The 19,238-nt window shown below is 34.8% G+C and carries 5 protein-coding genes; all 5 read right to left on the minus strand.

Annotated features, from left to right (window positions below; translation table 11 throughout):
- Nucleotides 1–16: 16 nt before the first annotated feature.
- The 5 genes from RF683_RS09885 to RF683_RS09905 all read right to left on the minus strand — a co-directional run bounded on the left by RF683_RS09885 (nt 17) and on the right by RF683_RS09905 (nt 19,228).
- Complete coding sequence (locus tag RF683_RS09885) at nt 17–7,075, minus strand: choice-of-anchor J domain-containing protein (RefSeq protein ID WP_309532122.1); 7,059 nt, start codon at nt 7,073–7,075, stop codon at nt 17–19.
- A gap of 84 nt (nt 7,076–7,159) precedes the next feature.
- Entirely contained in the window at nt 7,160–15,280 is an 8,121-nt protein-coding gene (locus RF683_RS09890) for a beta strand repeat-containing protein (protein WP_309532123.1), read from the minus strand.
- Between the two features lie 890 nt (nt 15,281–16,170).
- Nucleotides 16,171–16,353 carry a hypothetical protein gene (locus RF683_RS09895; RefSeq protein ID WP_309532124.1) on the minus strand — a complete coding sequence of 61 codons (183 nt, stop codon included), beginning with the start codon at nt 16,351–16,353 and terminating at the stop codon, nt 16,171–16,173.
- A 9-nt stretch (nt 16,354–16,362) separates the two neighbouring features.
- On the minus strand, nt 16,363–18,276 hold the full coding sequence (locus RF683_RS09900; protein ID WP_309532125.1) for an OmpA family protein: 1,914 nt from the start codon (nt 18,274–18,276) through the stop codon (nt 16,363–16,365).
- A 16-nt stretch (nt 18,277–18,292) separates the two neighbouring features.
- A complete protein-coding gene (locus tag RF683_RS09905) occupies nt 18,293–19,228 on the minus strand; it encodes a PorP/SprF family type IX secretion system membrane protein (RefSeq protein ID WP_309532126.1) in 936 nt (311 codons plus the stop codon).
- Nucleotides 19,229–19,238 lie beyond the last annotated feature (10 nt).

Here is a 19,238-nt window from a genome sequence, read left to right on the forward strand (position 1 = left end):
GTGCCTACTTAAAAGATTAATATTGATTATTAATATAAACCCAGCCCGTTTGAGTTTTTCCGTTTTCTAGTGATATACTATAAAAATATGTACCATCAGGTAATTTTTTACCATCTGACGTAAACCCTTTAAACTGGTTTGTATAATTTCCTTTAAAAGAAAACACCGACATTCCATATCTGTTTACAATAGTCAAAGCTTTCACGCCTAAACCTGTTAAATCAAATGTGTCATTATCTCCATCATTATTTGGAGAAATTCCTCTTGGAATTTGACCACAATTATTAGTGTCAACTAAATAGGTTCCTTGTTTAATACATCCTTCAGAATCGACTTTTACAACTATTATAAAAGGATAATTAACAGATGAATTGTTAGTTAAATATTCATTTACATTAAATTGATTTGAATTAATCCCAATGATATTACCACTAGAATCTTGCCATGTATAATTTACATTTGTCATATCAAATCCGTTTGTAGGAACTACATTTAATAGCATAGTATTAGTTTCACAACTACTTTCAATATTATAAGTTGCTTCATTAGAAATATTAATAGTTGTTGTATAAGTTCCGCTTTGTCTACAACCACTACTTGGTAAAGTATAGACTATGTCATAACTACCTACTAGACTAGTGTTTAAATTAATGACACCTGTATTTGAATTAATAGTTAATCCATTTGGAGTAGCTGTAAAAGTACCACCCGAAACAAACCCTGTAGCTGTTTCTAATATTGGATTTGAACCATTTTTACAGTAAGATACTGCATCATAATTAAATTGTACTACTGGTGAAATAATAGGATTCACTACAACTTCAATAGGAGTTCTTGGTCCTATACATCCATTTCCATCAACTAATGCAACATAATAGTTAGTTGTTCCTACAGTATTTGTGGAAGGAACAGGTGCTGTTGTTATTCCTGTGCCTGTAATTGGATCGGTAAACCAAAGTAATGTATATCCTGCTGGCGCATTTGCAGTCAAAGGTGTAGCTGTTTGAGAAGCACAATATGTTATTGGTGAAATAACCGTTGGAATTTCAGTAACACCTAAACGAGTAATTGTTATTGATTTTTCACAATATCTTGTTTTCCATATAAAAGTATAAATTCCAGGACTAGTTATACCAGTAATACTAGTGTTCATATTGGTAGGATTTGTTATTGTTGCAACAGATGGATTAGAAGCACTTGCTATCCACTGACCCATACCAATTGCTTGTACATTTATACTAGATTGTGAGCAGTCTAAAGTAGTATTAGCTGTAATTATGTCTGTATTAGGTTTGAAGTTTGCAGCGTCTAATATATGTCCAATATTGTTGCCTTTTGTTCGAAAAATAAATCGCGTTGTATTTTGACCTGAAGGAATAGTATAACTACCATGAATTAATTGCCAAACGAGGCTAGTTGCATTATGTTCTGTTACCAAAGTAAATGGCCCAGTTGGAGGTCCAGCAAAAAGCTGAACTGTTGTTGAACTTGAACGGGTAGCGCTGGCAAAACTGTAATCCATTTTAATAATTTCAGAAGTGTCAAAATCTTTATATAAACCTTTAATATTTGGGTCGCTTGGATTCCAAGCGGCTGTGCCATCTTGAATCAATTGTACACACTGTCCTCCAGAAAAAGGAGTTACGTTCATTGAATTGTTCTGTTCTTGAAAAAACATTTGACCGGCGGCTGTATTTACTCGCCATCCAGGTATAACTAGCGCATTTAGAATTGTAGAAATTCCCGTTACATATTGCATTGGTAATTTTTCGAAATCAAAATTGAATGCATCTATATTACATACATCTGATGGTGTTGTAATACAAATTTTGAATTTCTTATTATTAGATACAGTACTGTCTAATTTTAATCTAATTTTATAGGTTTTACCCACAATTAATTCTGTACTATACATAGTGACCATTGAATTGTTTTCACTGCAACCTTTTTCAATAATTGAACCATCAGGTTGTACTTCATATAATGACATTATTATTTTAGGCCACGGTCCTTCATATGATGAAATATAATAATTACCTGGAGTAAAATCACTTAATTCGATTATGTGAACTTTCGAAGTAGCAACAAAATCAAACCAAACATCACCACCATTAATTCCACCACATGTAGTAGCAGTTGTCGAAGCAGTTGCACCAATGAAAGATATATTGTTTGCGGAGGTATTACATTGACTATTTTGGTTTACTTGTATCGTAACAGCTGTACTTGGTTCATCATTTCTTACATATACTTTTGGTCCTGACCAATAGCTTTTATTATCAGCGCTACAAATTGCTCTAACAAAAAATTCGTAGGTATTCATTGATGAATCAAAAAAATCAGTTGCAACAGGAGTATAGTTTGGAGAATTTACAATAATTCCTGATTGTGGTAATGTTCCATTTCCTGCCGGTTGAATAAAAACCTCCCATTGTGTTTCAGATCCTCCAGGACTCCACGAAAGAACACCTTGATTATTAACCACTAAATTAGTTGGTTGTGGGCAAGTAATTGATCCGCATGAAGCAAATCCACTATAAATAGTTGTATTTACTGTACCAAGACCTAACGGACTAGTCCACACAATATTATTATTTGAATCTTTTATTATTATTTGAGCTTGAGAATATTGAACACCACTTCCTAAGCCATCCCAATATAAATCAAAAGCTACTCCTGTACATAGAAATACAGGATAGTCAATTGTTGTCTGACCAAATCCTGGAAATTCTAATTCCTGAGTAACGACTCCATTTTGCATTACATTTACACTTTGTGTTACTTGTCCTGTATTTCCACTTATTGTAGTAATTGTATATTGACAAACATTTGATAAGTCACATTTTGTTTTAAATTCAAAAGGACCAACCCAAGTGCTTTGTGACGTTCCGCTACAGATTGCTCTTACGTAAAATTGATATTTTGTAGCTGGTGTTAATCCTGTAATTGTTTTTGGATGCGAAGATGTAGTAGTTAAATATTGAGGCAACGTGTTACCATTTGGTGCAGGAGTTCCATATGGTTGCACAGAAATTTCCCAAGAGGTCTCAGTTCCTGCTGATTCCCAGTTTAATGTAACAGCTGTATCTAAAATATTTGTTGAAGTTACATTAATAACAGATGGACATGAAGGAATATCTTCAATTATAACATTGTCAATGAAAGTAAATTGCCCTCTGTACGCCCATGGGTTTGGTGGAAAATAAGGTGTGTGAAAGGCTATATTAATGTTTGTTGGAGAAGTAATCCCCGTTAAATTAATTACCATTTCTTTATATTCTTCATTATTAATTGCAACATGTTCAAATTGAACATTTTGAACTCCTGTTTGTGTAAGAGTTGCCGTTGTAGTCATCGTAATTATATTTCCTTGTACATTAGCAACATAGGTAGGATAAGGGAAAGGGAACCCCGGGATATATATAAAATCCCCAATCCTTACTCTTGCTGCATCCTCTGCTGAAGCCAATGTTATGGTATTTGAACCTGCAATAACTCCTGTTGTATTTGTAAATGAGTTTAATGAATTTTCATATAAAATAGTTGTAAATTGATTAGTTGACACTCCATTTGTAGACAACATAACTTTCAAATCTTCTTCAAAATCACTATCATATACTTTATAATAAAAACGCAATCTTTGGTTAGGATTAACAGTAACGGTTGGTGAAATTAACCAATCATTATTATTTCCATTACTTCCTGTAAATAAAGCAGCCATTTGATCTCCAAAAATTGGATTAACCGTTTGATTCAAATTCCATTCGTTTGAATCTCCATTGCCGTTTACAATAGTCCAACAACTTTCTGTATTAGAATTTGAATTAAATGTTTCTAAAAAAGGAGTTGAAAGAGGGTTACAAGCCGTTTTGAAGCTTAATGGACCAATCCATTCACTATTACCATTAGAACCGCAAATTGCTCTAACATAGTACTCATAGTGGGTATCTTGTGTTAGCCCTGTTGCATTGTATGTTGGCGTATTGGTTACCAATGTTCCAGTACCACTCGGAATACCTCCCCCAGCAGTTTGAATAATAACTTCCCATTGTGTTTCTGTATATCCAGCAGTCCAACTTAAATTTGCAGTCGACGATGTCACGCTATTAACAAGTAAATTTACAGGATTTGGACATGGTGGAGCATCTTCAACATAGATATCATCTATCATCATTATGCCAGAATTTCCTGGATCTGTCATAGTTGGAGGCACTCTAAAAGCTATATAAGTTGTTCCTGTTCCAGTGAATAAAACAGACTTTTCTTCGTAAGCTAAATTGACAAAATCAAATGAAGGTATTAATACCGTATATGAACTGAAATTTTGTGTAGAAGACATCAAAACTTCTATATTACCTCGTGGAGTTGGATTGAATATACCGTTAACTGCACGACAACTGAAGCGCAGTCTTTTTAAACCATTTGCATTAATTGGGGCACTTATTAACCAGTCATCAAATGATGTAAATGGCTGCGACATTGTTGATGCTGCCCTAATGCTTGCTTCATTAGCTTCTATCCTCCATTGAGTTATTCCACCATCAACATTGTTTACTGACCAACAGAATTTTTTTGTATTTACATCAGTATCATTTAAACTTTCATAATATGGTGTTGGTTGAGCTATACATAAAGTGTTGAAAAAAATTGGACCCGTCCAAGCGCTTTGGAGTGTTGTTGAACAGACAGCCCTCATATAAAATTCGTAGCGTGTAGATGGATTTAAATTGGTTAATGTATATGGATTTGTACTAACAATAATGCCAGGAGTAGTTGGAATACCTGTGCCTAATGGTTGAGCCACTAACTCCCATTGAGTATTGTTGTATCCATTAGTCCATGAAATAGTAGCTGACGTAGTAGTAATTGATCCAGGCGTTACAATTGGATAACTAGGTTCAGAACAAGCGGGAAGGTTTTCAATATAAACATCATCAAAATAAGTCCATGTTCCTGTTTGTGTAGCCCCTGCAGGTAATACCCATGCTATGTTAATGTCACCCACAATATTTGGTAAAGGCACCACCATTTCAATAAAGTTATATGCTGTTGTATATTCTGCTAAAGGCACCAATATGGTAGTAAAATTATTTACTCCAACTCCAGTTGTGGACATTCTTATTTCGAATGATCCAGGGCCTCCAGTTGGATTATTTACAATCAATCCCCAATTTCCATAGATGTTATATTTAAAGCGTAGTCTTTTCTGAGTAACCCCATCTAAATGAAACTGTGGTGATATTAACATGTCATTTGAATTTGTTACTCTTATTTTTGCAACAGGTTCACTAAAAGCATTATTTCCAAAAGTAAAGAAGTTTAAATCATTGTTTAAATTTAATTGAGACCAGCAATCTGTTTCAGAATTATTAGTGAATCCTGAGTAATAAGGAGGTGTAAATGGATTACATAAAGTAGTAAACGGAACAGCCGCAGACCACGAACCGGGAACGCCATTACATACTGAGCGTACAAATAAATTGTAAGCAGTATTTGGAAGCAATGATGATACTAAATTGTTGCTGTTTGTATTAGTTGATAGAAGTGGTGTTGAACTATTGGGTACACCTGAAGATACTGGTAAGGCAACATATTGCCAAGAGCTTACTAGGTTACCTACATTACCCCATGTAAAATTTGCACTTGTTTGTGTTAAGTTATTATAAGTGGTATTATTTGGCGAAGGTGCTGGACAGTTAGATCCACTAACTGTAAATGTAAAACAAATACTTGCGTTGCTTGTTGCTGTATGTTGATAAGGAGAAGACATTACAATTACATAGGTCTGTCCAGCTTGAACATAAAAATTCGAAATTTGGCTGGTTAAACTTTCATTACTACTAGTCCCAGTTTTTATAGCAGCTAAACAATTAACACCAATGTCTGCACAACTATTATATACCATTACACTAGAACTTCCATTATAACATGCGTTTGGTCCACCACCTGAAATAACAGAAACAGCTTGTGTAATTTCTATTAATCCTGTTGTAGTTGGAGTATAATTAAAAAATATGTGGTTTCCTAATAATTGATTACTTGTTCCTGATGGAAAGCAATTTGACCCAACCGTTGTATATGGTGTATAATCTGTTAAAGAATAATAATTAGCTAAATTTGAACTTAAAACATATGGAGTTGTTGATACATTAGAAGGAATTATTATTGGAGTACCACAATTAAGTCCTAATAAAGAAGTTTGCACATGAAAAGGCCCAGCCCAGGTACTTGCCGTTGTTCCATCACATATGGTTCTTATGTAAACATCATAATTCGTCCCGTTATTTAATCCAGATGCAGTATAAGATAATCCGTTTACAGGTGTGCCTGAAGCCGAAATTCCTGCGCCTTGTGGCACTATTTGAATTTCGAAGTTATTTGCCGAAGGATGTGTCCAATTAATAACTCCACCTGTTGCTGTCATAGTAGAATTAATTCCAGTAATTGGCGCACAACTTTCAATTACCCTTACATTGTCAACAAACCAACTGTCACCGCTTGTATTTGTAGTTCCTGTTTGGTTTGTTTTTGCTACAAAAGCCAAATATACTGGAACTCCTGCCGGCAAAGGAACAGTTACAATTTTTTCTTCATAAGTAGTGGCCGAAACATTTAATTGTGCTTCTGTCCAAGTTTGTAATACAACATTAAAACTGTTTAAATCTGGTTGATTTGCAGTTGATAATCTTAATTCATAAATTGAACCTTTATTAGTAAAACTACCTTGTTTAGTATGAAATCTAATCTCAGTTGATTGAGGAGTCAAAAATTGAGGTGTAATCATAAAATACTCTGCAGTAGTACCTATAGTATTGTTTAATGCAGGATTAACTACTGCGCCAGGAGTACCTAAATAACCTCCGGTCGCAGACGTAGCCACCCAATTATTTGCCACAGTTTGATTACTGTTTATTGACCACGAAGAAGGAATTCCACTATCAAAGGTTTGTAATGCCAACTGAGAAAAGGCAAAATTTGAAAACAAATTAAATATTATGAACATTAACAACGTTGCTTTAAAATTTGTTGTTTTAAAATCAACATTTATTTTATTAATTGATACTACTCTTTGCATTTTATGTACTGTTTTTTGTCTTATTTAAAAACCAAGTGAGGCAATCAACAATAATCGCCTCACTAAAAAAATTATTATTAATGATTATTTTTTAATCATTTTAATAGTTTGAATTTTTTGATCAGAATATACTTTTATAATATAAGTAGAGCTACTTAATTCGTTCAAATCAGTTCGTAAACTATTACTATTATTTGTTATAGATTTGATTAATTGACCTAGCATATCATAAACTTCAATTCTTGTTATTAAGTCATTTGAATTAATATTTAATTCGTTTTCAATAGGGTTTGGATAAACGGTTAAATTTTTAATTTCAAATGCTTCTGCACCTAAAGTAACATTTACAGTAACTGCTAAAGCAGTGCTACTTATACATCCTGCACTAGAAACACTTATAGTATAATATGTGTTTCCTGAAACTAAAACTGTTCCTACTGGTAACGGATTAATGTTTGCTAAAGCATCGCTTTGAGTTACATACCAATTGCCATTTGAACCTGTTACAACAATATCTTCAATAGTAACATCAGACGCAACCCCTCCTGTTAAGTTTTGAACCGCGCTACCTGTTGGCGTAGCAGGCGTTGCTAATTGAACCGCATTAGTAAATGATGCACTAGCAGATGTACAGTTTGCATTCGCTCCTGTTACTGTATAAGCCGTTCCTGCAGTTGCATTTGAAATAACACCTCCAGTTCCTACAGTTGGTCCAGTTGGACTAAATGTATAAGTTAAAGTTGCATTATAATTAGAAATTGTAGATGTTCCTGCTGCAGAACAAGTAGCTGCAGTTGTACTTACTATTGGTGTAGCAGGCGCTGCTAATTGAACCGCATTAGTAAATGATGCACTAGCAGATGTACAGTTTGCATTCGCTCCTGTTACTGTATAAGCCGTTCCTGCAGTTGCATTTGAAATAACACCTCCAGTTCCTACAGTTGGTCCAGTTGGACTAAATGTATAAGTTAAAGTTGCATTATAATTAGAAATTGTAGATGTTCCTGCTGCAGAACAAGTAGCTGCAGTTGTACTTATTGTTGGCGTAGCAGGAGCTGCTAATTGAACCGCATTAGTAAATGATGCACTAGCAGATGTACAGTTTGCATTCGCAGCTGTAACGGTATAAGCCGTTCCAGCAGTTGCATTTGAAATAACACCTCCAGTTCCTACAGTTGGTCCAGTTGGACTAAATGTATAAGTTAAAGTTGCATTATAATTAGAAATTGTAGATGTTCCTGCTGCAGAACAAGTAGCTGCAGTTGTACTTATTGTTGGCGTAGCAGGAGCTGCTAATTGAACCGCATTAGTAAATGATGCACTAGCAGATGTACAGTTTGCATTCGCAGCTGTAACGGTATAAGCCGTTCCAGCAGTTGCATTTGAAATAACACCTCCAGTTCCTACAGTTGGTCCAGTTGGACTAAATGTATAAGTTAAAGTTGCATTATAATTAGAAATTGTAGATGTTCCTGCTGCAGAACAAGTAGCTGCAGTTGTACTTATTGTTGGCGTAGCAGGAGCTGCTAATTGAACCGCATTAGTAAATGATGCACTAGCAGATGTACAGTTTGCATTCGCTCCTGTTACTGTATAAGGCGTTCCTGCAGTTGCATTTGAAATAGCACCTCCAGTTCCTACAGTTGGTCCAGTTGGACTAAATGTATAAGTTAAAGAGGCATCATAATTTGAGATTGTGGATGTTCCTGCCGCAGAACAAGTAGCTGCAGTTGAACTTATTGTTGGCGTAGCAGGAGCTGCTAATTGAACCGCATTATTAAATGATGCACTAGCAGATGTACAGTTTGCATTCGCAGCTGTAACGGTATAAGCCGTTCCAGCAGTTGCATTTGAAATAACACCTCCAGTTCCTACAGTTGGTCCAGTTGGACTAAATGTATAAGTTAAAGTTGCATTATAATTAGAAATTGTAGATGTTCCTGCTGCAGAACAAGTAGCTGCAGTTGTACTTATTGTTGGCGTAGCAGGAGCTGCTAATTGAACCGCATTAGTAAATGATGCACTAGCAGATGTACAGTTTGCATTCGCTCCTGTTACTGTATAAGGCGTTCCTGCAGTTGCATTTGAAATAGCACCTCCAGTTCCTACAGTTGGTCCAGTTGGACTAAATGTATAAGTTAAAGAGGCATCATAATTTGAGATTGTGGATGTTCCTGCCGCAGAACAAGTAGCTGCAGTTGAACTTATTGTTGGCGTAGCAGGAGCTGCTAATTGAACCGCATTATTAAATGATGCACTAGCAGATGTACAGTTTGCATTCGCAGCTGTAACGGTATAAGCCGTTCCAGCAGTTGCATTTGAAATAGCACCTCCAGTTCCTACAGTTGGTCCAGTTGGACTAAATGTATAAGTTAAAGAGGCATCATAATTTGAGATTGTGGATGTTCCTGCCGCAGAACAAGTAGCTGCAGTTGAACTTATTGTTGGAGTAGCTATTACAGTTGCCGTTACTGGTACTCTAGCGGTTTCACAATATTCATCAATTTGAATATTGAAAAAGCAATTGTAAGCACCTGCAGTTGTTGATGGAGCAGTAGATAAATCAGAAACATTACCCGTTATAGTAAATGAACTATAAGCAGCAGGGAATGTTTGTGTCGCTGTGCTTGTTCCTAATGTATTATTTGAACCCATTCCGTAAGCGGCTACTAATCTATAACCTGTACCTACAGGAACGTTATAATTAAGTGTTACTGTTTGAGAAATTGTATTTGCTGTTCCTGTGTTCAGTGTAGGAGTAAACGTTACATCTGAAGTACCCGGAACTATATTTCCAGTAGCATCGTATAACCTTATTGTAATAGGAGTTTGACCCGCAGCAGTGTTTTTTGGATATACGGTGACTGAATTTAATTTAAAAGCCCTAGTAGCATCAAAAGAAAGCCCTTTAAAGTTAGTTGTAGCTGTCGATGTTCCTGTAGGAGTTGTTTGTCCTGCGCTATTTGAACTTACGGTTGTTGAAGAAACATAATAAGTAGTAGTTGTACTAATTGTTGGGGCATAAGATGTTCCTGTTGCTAATACAGAACTTCCAGTTGCAGTACCATACCACGAAAGTGTACCTGTACCCGATGCAGATAAGTTTGCCACTCCAGCATTACAAATAGTAGTTCCTGTTACGGTTGGAATTGCAGTATTTGAAAGAGTAATAGCTATTGGTGTTGAATTTACAGGAGTGCCATTTGAACATGATACATTACACTGATAACTTGAATTTACTAGTGGATACGCAATGTATGTTGAAGAAGTTGCACCAGATATATTTGAAAAAGTAATTCCGCCATCAGTAGAAATTTGCCATTGATATGTAACACCTGTGCCTGTAGTAGTATTCTGTAAACTCAAAGTTGTAGGCGCTCCTCCACATACATTTGCTGCTGAAGCAATTGTATTGCCTGGGGCTGGAGTACCCGAGCAAGCAGCTCCTTGAGCATAAGAGAAATAACCCGTATAACCAGTTGTTGGTGCAGTTGTTAATGATAGTACTGGGGTATTAGTTTTTGTTGGGGTATCATAAGGAAGTCCAAAACCTACAGCTCCGTTATAAATAGTTGTATTCCCAGCAAATGTGTCATATGTACCTTGGTCGGTAGATGCTTGAACTAAAATGTTTGAAGCGGTTACATCTGAATTTCCCAATTGAACATTGAAAGCTGTAAAAGCACCTCCAGTTCCTACTCTAGTAACTTTCCATCTATTAGAACTTAATAAAGAAGCATTAGCGGTTGTTGTACCAGAATTAGTATCAAATGCCTCTGCTAGTAATTCAACACCTCCAGCACCTGCAATTTGAATTGGAAGAAATTTTCCGTTTTTACCTAATGGGAATGGTTTAAATTGTGTTGCAGTTGCAGCTGTTGGGATAATTACCTGAAGTGGCCCCTCAACATATCTAGGGTAACCTGCAAGAGCAACACCAGACCCATTAGGAGTTGTGTTTGAACTTGTATTAATTGTACCAGCGCCAATAAAATCACCTACTAAAAGCGGATAAGATAAAGAAGTATGCAAAATACCATTAGTAAGAGTAACACCTTGTGCTCTAAAATTAGCTACATTCAGTGTAACTCCAGATGTATTTGTGTTATTAATATTTAATGAAGCAATTGATCCAGGGTAACCTGCAGCAAGAGAATATAAATTATTGCTAAAAGTTCCCGTACCTGATATGGTTTGAGCTATTGTTGAAGGTACGCAGAAACCATTAGAGAAATTCCCCATTACTAAAGTAATACCGCCTAAACCAGTAAATAGAGAACCATTATTTACTAAGTTCCCTCCTACATAAAGTGTTGAATTAGCACCATGTTTTTTAAACACACTGCCTGCAGTAATAGTGAAATTTCCTTGGACGTTCATATTACAAGAGCCGTTATTACCTGGTCCAGTCATGGAGTTCATAAATCTACTATTACCATCAGGAGCATTAATGATTAAGTTTCCTAACGACAACATTCCTCCTACAATATATTTTTGAAATACACAGTTAAATCCATAAGTGGTAACAGCACCCTTTTGAGTTGAAACCCCATCACCAATTTGTAAAGTGTGTCCTAAGCCTGCGGCATAATGATTTGGTGAATCATAAACAAAAGCACCTGATCCCTCAAAGTTTTTTGAATAAAAATTCAATGATAAAGGAGATGGCGCACCAGACAGTATAGGTTGCGAAAATTTTATTGAAGTACCCGTAATATCAGTAACATAAGTTCCTTCTGGAAGACCTGTACCTACTACAACCATACCAGGAATAATGTTCGAATTTGTTGCGCTTAACACTGAAGCATAAGAGCCTGGAGTAACTGGATCAAAGCTTATTGTTTGCGCTGTATTAATTGGATTTATGGTCAGTCCTGTTACATTATTTGATAACGTTAAAGAAACTAAACTACTCCCAATTCCTGAAAGAGTGTTGGTAGTTATAGCTGTTATCAAAGTACCAGCTGGAATTCCTGGTCCTGAAACTCCTTCTCCTACAGCTAAATTGGCGTTTATAGAATTAATTGCTAATGTAATTCTATTACATCCATTAGCCATTGATGAAAACTGTAGGGTAGTACCAGCAGAAATAGCAGCTGTTGTTGCAGTTGATAACGTAATAGTAGCAGCCCCTGAGACACCATTAACAGTTAAGTTTGTAATTGTTGTACCAGCTGCAATACCTGTTCCAGAAACATACATTCCCACAGCATACATATTAGAACTAGCAGCATTGCTAGCCATAACAATTGAAGTAGCCCCGCTTGTTACCGCAGTGGTTCCAACATTTCCTGAAAAAGTTCCTGTTGTACCTTCTGTAGTAGAGGTGAATGCCCCAATTGAAGATGCTGTAATTGAAGTTCCAGAATTTACAAGAGGATCAACAATAGTAATTTTACCCCCTGTTAAATTCAAATTAGACGTTTCAATTTTAAAAATAGAACCACCAAAACCAACACTCGTAGCTACATTACCATTATCATTACCGTCTACAATGATATCACCTCCTGTATGATTAAAAGCACTACTTGCTCCGTGAGAAACGAAACCATTAACAGTGACTACCCCTCCATTACAAGTATATGTCCCATTATTTATTAAAAATGAATTATTACCTGAACATCCTACTGTTAGTGTACCAGAAGCATTTACTAAAGTAGCTCCATTTTTGATAGTAACATTTCCAGCTACTGCAGTTCCGCTAACGGTTACAGTATGACCCGCTGCAATTATTACAGGTTGACAAGCTGTAGGAACCACTCCTCCAACCCAAGTTGTAGCACTATTCCACAATCCGGTAGTTGCAGAAATTGCTGCTCCAGAAGTAGAAATCACGGAAGAAGATGAAGCTCCAACATATATAGGAGAAGCCACTAAAGAAGTCAATGGAATACCGGTTCTAAATGCAAAAGGAGTAGTTGTTCCGTCTTGATGTGTACCTGCTAATGCTGCTGTAGCATTCATTAAGCGTGATGTCCCATCATTTGCCACATAACCTCCTGTTGCATAAGCACCTAGTCTAAAAGTATTAGTAGTTGCATTGGCTGCAAATGTAATAGCTGCTCCTGTACCTGAAGTATTACTGTTTGGAGTAGTAATAGTCCAATTGCCATCGTATCTGTTGTTTATAGTATAACTACCATCTGCAACTGATAATCCTGTAGTAACTGTATTAGCGTCTGTATAGCTAACAGCTACTTCTCCTGCTGTAGCTGGAATTGCATCTGGATAAACCAACATCCAACGATTATTACCAGAAGCGTCAAGTATTTGATAAATAGTTCCAAAGTTATTTGTAATTCCAAAAGGATAATCAACACCAGGAGGAACAGTATTTGTGTATGAATTACTAATCCATTTAGAAACTGTTCCCCCAATAAACCCAGTACCGGCATTTAAAAGCTCACTAGTACCACTAATAGAACTATAATTACCTATAGTTATTTTATTTGTTCCTAAAGCAATTCTTCCTGTACTATTCAAGAATTTTCCACCAATTTTTATATTATTGGCGTTCCAAATAATATTTGGGGTAGCGGTACTTGTATTGTTTATTGCCAATTGACCAATAACGTTTTGTTGGTTTGTATTAGTTGTTGTGATGTTTGTTGTGCCTCCAACAAAACTAGTTCCATCAACTGTTACCGTTTGAACTGTTGAACCGTTTAAATTTAAATAACCATAGTTTGAAGTAAATGCAGGTGCAGAAGTATCAAATCTTCCACCCGCAGTTATATTGATATCATGTGCTACAAATAATTTCTTACCATTTGCAGGTAATCCGCTTTCATAAACATTGAATCTAGCTCCACTTCCACTAATTCCTAAATCATTAGAAATTTTAAATTCATCTAGTACTGTTCCGGTATTAGCCCATTGAAGCGTTGCGCCAGTTCCAGCTATAAATAAATCATTAGCTCCAGAATATTTACAATCAATTGACACCACGTTTGAAGCGTTAATAATTACAGTGTCTGCTGGAGTTGGAACAGCAATATCCCAAATAGCTGGATTAGACCATAATCCTGTACCTATACTATTTATATCAGTTGCTGGTCTAGATACAAGAGAAATATTATCAATTGCTACAGAAGGCAAAGTAAGAGCTGATGAACCATTAGTCCAAACAAAAATCAATCTAAATGTAGTTCCTGCAAAGCTTTTAGGAATAAAGGCTGTTTGTTTTGTAGTTCCTACTTGAGAAGTATGATTAAAAGCAATCAAAGTGGCTCCTGGCCAAGATACTGTATTTAAAAAAGGAGCAGTAACTTGAGTATCAGTTCCAACTATAGACTGAGAAGTTGGTGCAACCCAAACCTGCCAACCACTAGAAGATGCTATTGGTGATTTTACATCAAATGTTAAAGTCATTGCTTGTTGAGCAGCAGAAACTGTAACATCTCTATAAAAATATAGTGTTCTATTTCCTGCATATCCATAAGGTGTATTAGTTGAACCTCCATCATTTGAAACATAAGCAGCATTACCAGAGATATTTGAAGTTGTTGCTCCAAAACTATAAGTAACAGCAGTTGCAGATAATGCTATGGTTGGTTGAGATAATGTAATAGTAGTACCACTAACATTGGTAACATAAGTGTTTGGGGCAAGCACTGCTGTGCCTGAAGTAACTGTTATAGATTGTCCAACAACAATTCCTGGATTTGCAACTGATAATGTAATAGTAGCAGATCCATTTGCAACTGTTGCAGAAGAACCAACTGCGCCATCATTTGACCCGAAACCAAATGTAAGCGTAACAGGTGTTCCTGAAGCAGCAATCGTCGCATTAGATAAAGTTAAAGCGGTTCCAGTAATAGCCGAAACATAAGTGTTTGGGGCTAGTACACTTTCCAAAGCAGTAACTTTCATTCCCGGATATATATTTGCATTACCTGTCGTTAAGGTTAATGTAGTTGTGCCAGAAACTACAGATGCGGTTGTTGCGGTTGTTGTTGCAGAAACCGCATTTCCAACAACCCATTTAGAAGGATTTGTTCCTTGATTTGCAACCGTCCATCCGTTTGCGGCAAATGTATTTCCTAAATTAAACCCACCTTCAGCAGCGGGATTAATAATTGTAGTTTGAGCATGTGATTCAAACAAAGAAAAAAACAGTAAAAAAATTGATATTAGACCTAAAAATCTCTTTCCTTTTTTGTTTTTTTGAAAACTTGCTACAGTCGTTTTGTAGAAATTAGTCATATTATATAATTTTGGTTAATAACGAATTTAAAAATATTATCTATATAATTAATTAAAATCGTATTTTATTAAAATAGTTTTTCTAATGTAAATATATGTTATTATGAAACAATGAATAAGTTTTACTTTTAATAATTCCTGAATTTTGAAAGGAATAATACAAACAAACATAAACATAAACATTTGAATATCAATAAAATAAAAAAATATTTATTTAAAAATAAAAAAATAATTAATATAACACACAACAACAAAAAAAACAGAATAAACTTCTTGCATCGCTTTTAAAATATAACAATATTAACAAATATGGTTATATTTTTAACATTTAAAAAAGATTAATCAATCCATTTATTTTTACAAATTTTAAAATAAACAAACGGTGCTGGTTTTAAAATTAAAACACTCTACTAAAAGAATTAACGTGATTAAAAAAGTTTACGTCTTCAAACTAAATTGGTTTTTTACTAAGAGAGTATTTCGTTAATATTTCAATTTTTTTTTTTAAGGGTTTTGAAAACAATCTCTTATTTTTGAACTAAATCAGTTCATTTTCGCTTATGATATAGATATTCAAAAAATAAAAAATAAAGCTATAAAACTAAATATTAGTTTGATGTCAATTGAAAGATTTCTTAATACTATCAATGATGTTTTAATTTTTATAAATAAAGTTATACATTACACTTGTTAGATGTACTCTCTCGAACCAATAACCTCTATTTTTCTTTAGAGGTTATTTTGTTTAAATAGATATACAATTACATCTAACTCTTCATGTAGATTGTTAGACATTTCACTTATTAGGTGTACAAAAAAGCTGTCTTTCGACAGCTTTTTTTATTATGCCTAACTGTAATTTAGGACATACATAATTATAACATGCTTAACTAATTATTTTTTAATTTCTCGATATCAATTGCAGGATATAAATTTTTTAGTATTGAATCCACATCAAAATGAGGTCGGTTTTCTTTTAGCTTTAGTAAATTTTCATAAAACTTCTTAATCTCTTTATAATTATAAGAAGAATCATCTTTTTTCTTGGACTTAAAAAACGAAAACCATTTCATACGCTCTTTTTAATTTGCCATAATGATAAACTCACTACGTCTGTTCTTTTGATGGTCTGATTCTGCACACAACACGCCATCTGCACAAACATTTAACAATTCTGTTTCTCCGTATCCTTTTGCTGTTAATCGCTCTGGTGCAATTCCTTTTGAAATTAACCAATCTCTTGTAGATTGAGCGCGTTTGTCCGACAAAACTTGGTTGTATTGATGAGTTTGACGGCTGTCTGTATGAGAACAAATAGCAATTTTCATTGTTGGATACTCATGCAACACTTCGGCAATTTTTGCTAATTCTACCGTAGCATCTTCTCTAATATTCGATTTATCTAAATCGAAATAGATGATATCAATATTTAGTGCGCTACGCAAATCGTCGCCTACTTTAAGTGTTTTTACTTGTTTGGTTAACGTTAACGTTGTCTTTGTTTGATCTGAAACCGCAACAGCTTCATTTGTCGCATAGGAAACACTCTCTGCTCTTACATAATATTGTTGGTCTTTAGGTACGTTCTCAAAAATATAATTACCCATAGCATCTGTTTGTACTTCTGCTACTTTATTATATTTATTATCAAATAAAATTACTTTTCCTTGAATCACTTCTCCTGTAGATGCATCTGTTAGTTGACCTTGTATTTTAGTTGTTGTCTCTAATGCTTTTTTCTCTGTAAACGAATAAATATCATCAAATCCTAAATTGTCTTGTTTTCTGTTTGATGTAAAATAACCCGATTTTAATGTCGCATCTACAACATATCCAAAATCATCGCTTCCACTATTCACTGGTGCGCCTACATTTTGTGGTTCGGTATAACTATTTTGAGCTGTTATTTCAGATACAAACACATCTAATCCGCCTAAACCTACATGTCCGTCTGATGCAAAATACAATTTGCTGTCCGCAGCAATAAAGGGAAATGTTTCTCTTCCTTCTGTGTTTATTGTTTTGCCTAAATTCTCTGGGGTACCAAAAGTTCCATTATTTCGTATAGCTACTTTAAAAATATCTGATTGACCAACAGTCCCCGGCATATTAGAAGCAAAATACAACGTTTTTTCATCTGTACTTAATGCAGGGTGTGCACAACTGTATTCGTTACTATTAAAGGGTAACTCTTCTACTTTTGACCATTTTTTGCCGTCAAAAGTGGCTTTATATAATTTTAATAAAACAATCTTGTTTTGGTCTGTTTTAGTTCTTCCTTTAAAATAATTATTTCTCGTAAAATACATGGTCTTTCCGTCTTTTGTGAAAACGGGGGTTGACTCATTATAGGCTGAATTAATTTTACTGTTTAATAACTCGGGGGTTGAACTAGTTGACTTTAGAACATATAAATTGGTAAACGATTGATTCGTCCAACTGTGTTTTCTCTTAAATACTTTTGCTGTTTCTCTGGTAGATGAAAAAATCAATTGGTCTCCATTAATAGCTGTACCATAATCTGAATATTCAGAATTAAAACCTGCATTTTTAATTTCTTGACGTCCAGAGTTTTTCTTAATTTGTGCTTGGTAATCTTTGTTTTGTACAAACAAGGCTGCACGCGTATCTTTTGCTCCTTTTTGAACTAAGATAGTCATGATTTCATCTGCCTTTGTATAATCTCCTACTGATTTTAAACTCTGTGCATAACGGATAAAATATTCGGGTTCCAAATCTTGAGTTAACAAAAACAATTCGCCATACCATTTTGCTGCTTCTTCTAAATTCGCCTGAAAATAATAAGCATTTGCTAACTTTTGAAATACTTCAACCGATTTATATCCTTTCTCAGCAACACGCTTATATACCTTTACCGCATCAACGTAAGCTAAGTTGTCATAATTTTTAGTAGCTATTGCTACTTTCTTCTCTTGTGCAAAACCTACTGTTGTAATCAAAATTAGGCTCGCTGCAATTGTTGTTATTTTTTTCATATGTCTATTATCTGTCTTAGAAGAATCGTGGGGAAACTACATTATTTATTTTATTAAACAATTCGAAACGTAAAAACAGTTCATGCGAACCTGAATTGTAATTGGCTAATTTAGTTACTTCGCCATCATATCCATAACCTATAAACCAAGAATCTGAAAGTTGGAAACCTAACATCGCACTCATAGCAGCATTCCATCTGTAAGCAGCTCCTAAAACAATTTTTTCATTAAACATAAAATTTGCCGATAAATCAACCTGTAACGGAGCTCCTTGTACAACTTTTGTTAATACTGCTGGTTTAAATTTAAGGTCTTCATTAATGTCAAATACTTTACCTGCTATTAAATGGAAATGCATGCGTTCTGAAGCAATCGAATTGGAATTAAATGTACCTTGTCCCTTATCAAAATGTTTGGTTTCCAAAATATTTGGAACAGATAAACCAATATACGTGTTCTCTGAATATAAAAATAACCCCGCTCCTACATTTGGAGAAAATTTATTGTCTATATTATATTGTGCCAATGCATCACCTGGATTATAAATATGTAACTTACTAAAATCAACATTTAATAAATTAGCCGTACCTCTTATACCAAAAGCTAACTTGTAGCGCTCAGACGCATCAATGGTATACGATACATCAGCCGAAATAGTAGACTCATCTGAAGGACCAATTCTATCATTTAACACAGACAATCCCATGCCTAAATTTGAATTCTTTATAGGGGTATGTAAAGCCAAAGTATTTGTAACTGGTGCACCATCTAAACCAACCCATTGTGTACGATGCAATCCAAAAATACTCATAGTTCCTCTTGAACCTGCATAAGCTGGATTGATGTTTAACGTGTTGTACATGTAATTTGTGTATTGTGCGTCTTGTTGTGCCTGTACACTAACAACACTTAATACCATCAATACTAAACTATAAAAATACGTTTTTCTCATTTTTATTTGT

The organism is Flavobacterium sp. 20NA77.7 (genome assembly GCF_031326205.1).
GTDB classification, from domain to species: domain Bacteria; phylum Bacteroidota; class Bacteroidia; order Flavobacteriales; family Flavobacteriaceae; genus Flavobacterium; species Flavobacterium nakdongensis.

What these genes read in the sequence shown, in the direction of transcription:
- RF683_RS09900 (WP_309532125.1), bottom strand. Translation starts at nt 18,276, where the DNA reads ATGAAAAAAATAACAACAATTGCAGCGAGCCTAATTTTGATTACAACA.
- RF683_RS09890 (WP_309532123.1), bottom strand. Translation starts at nt 15,280, where the DNA reads ATGACTAATTTCTACAAAACGACTGTAGCAAGTTTTCAAAAAAACAAA.
- RF683_RS09905 (WP_309532126.1), bottom strand. Translation starts at nt 19,228, where the DNA reads ATGAGAAAAACGTATTTTTATAGTTTAGTATTGATGGTATTAAGTGTT.
- RF683_RS09885 (WP_309532122.1), bottom strand. Translation starts at nt 7,075, where the DNA reads ATGCAAAGAGTAGTATCAATTAATAAAATAAATGTTGATTTTAAAACA.
- RF683_RS09895 (WP_309532124.1), bottom strand. Translation starts at nt 16,353, where the DNA reads ATGAAATGGTTTTCGTTTTTTAAGTCCAAGAAAAAAGATGATTCTTCT.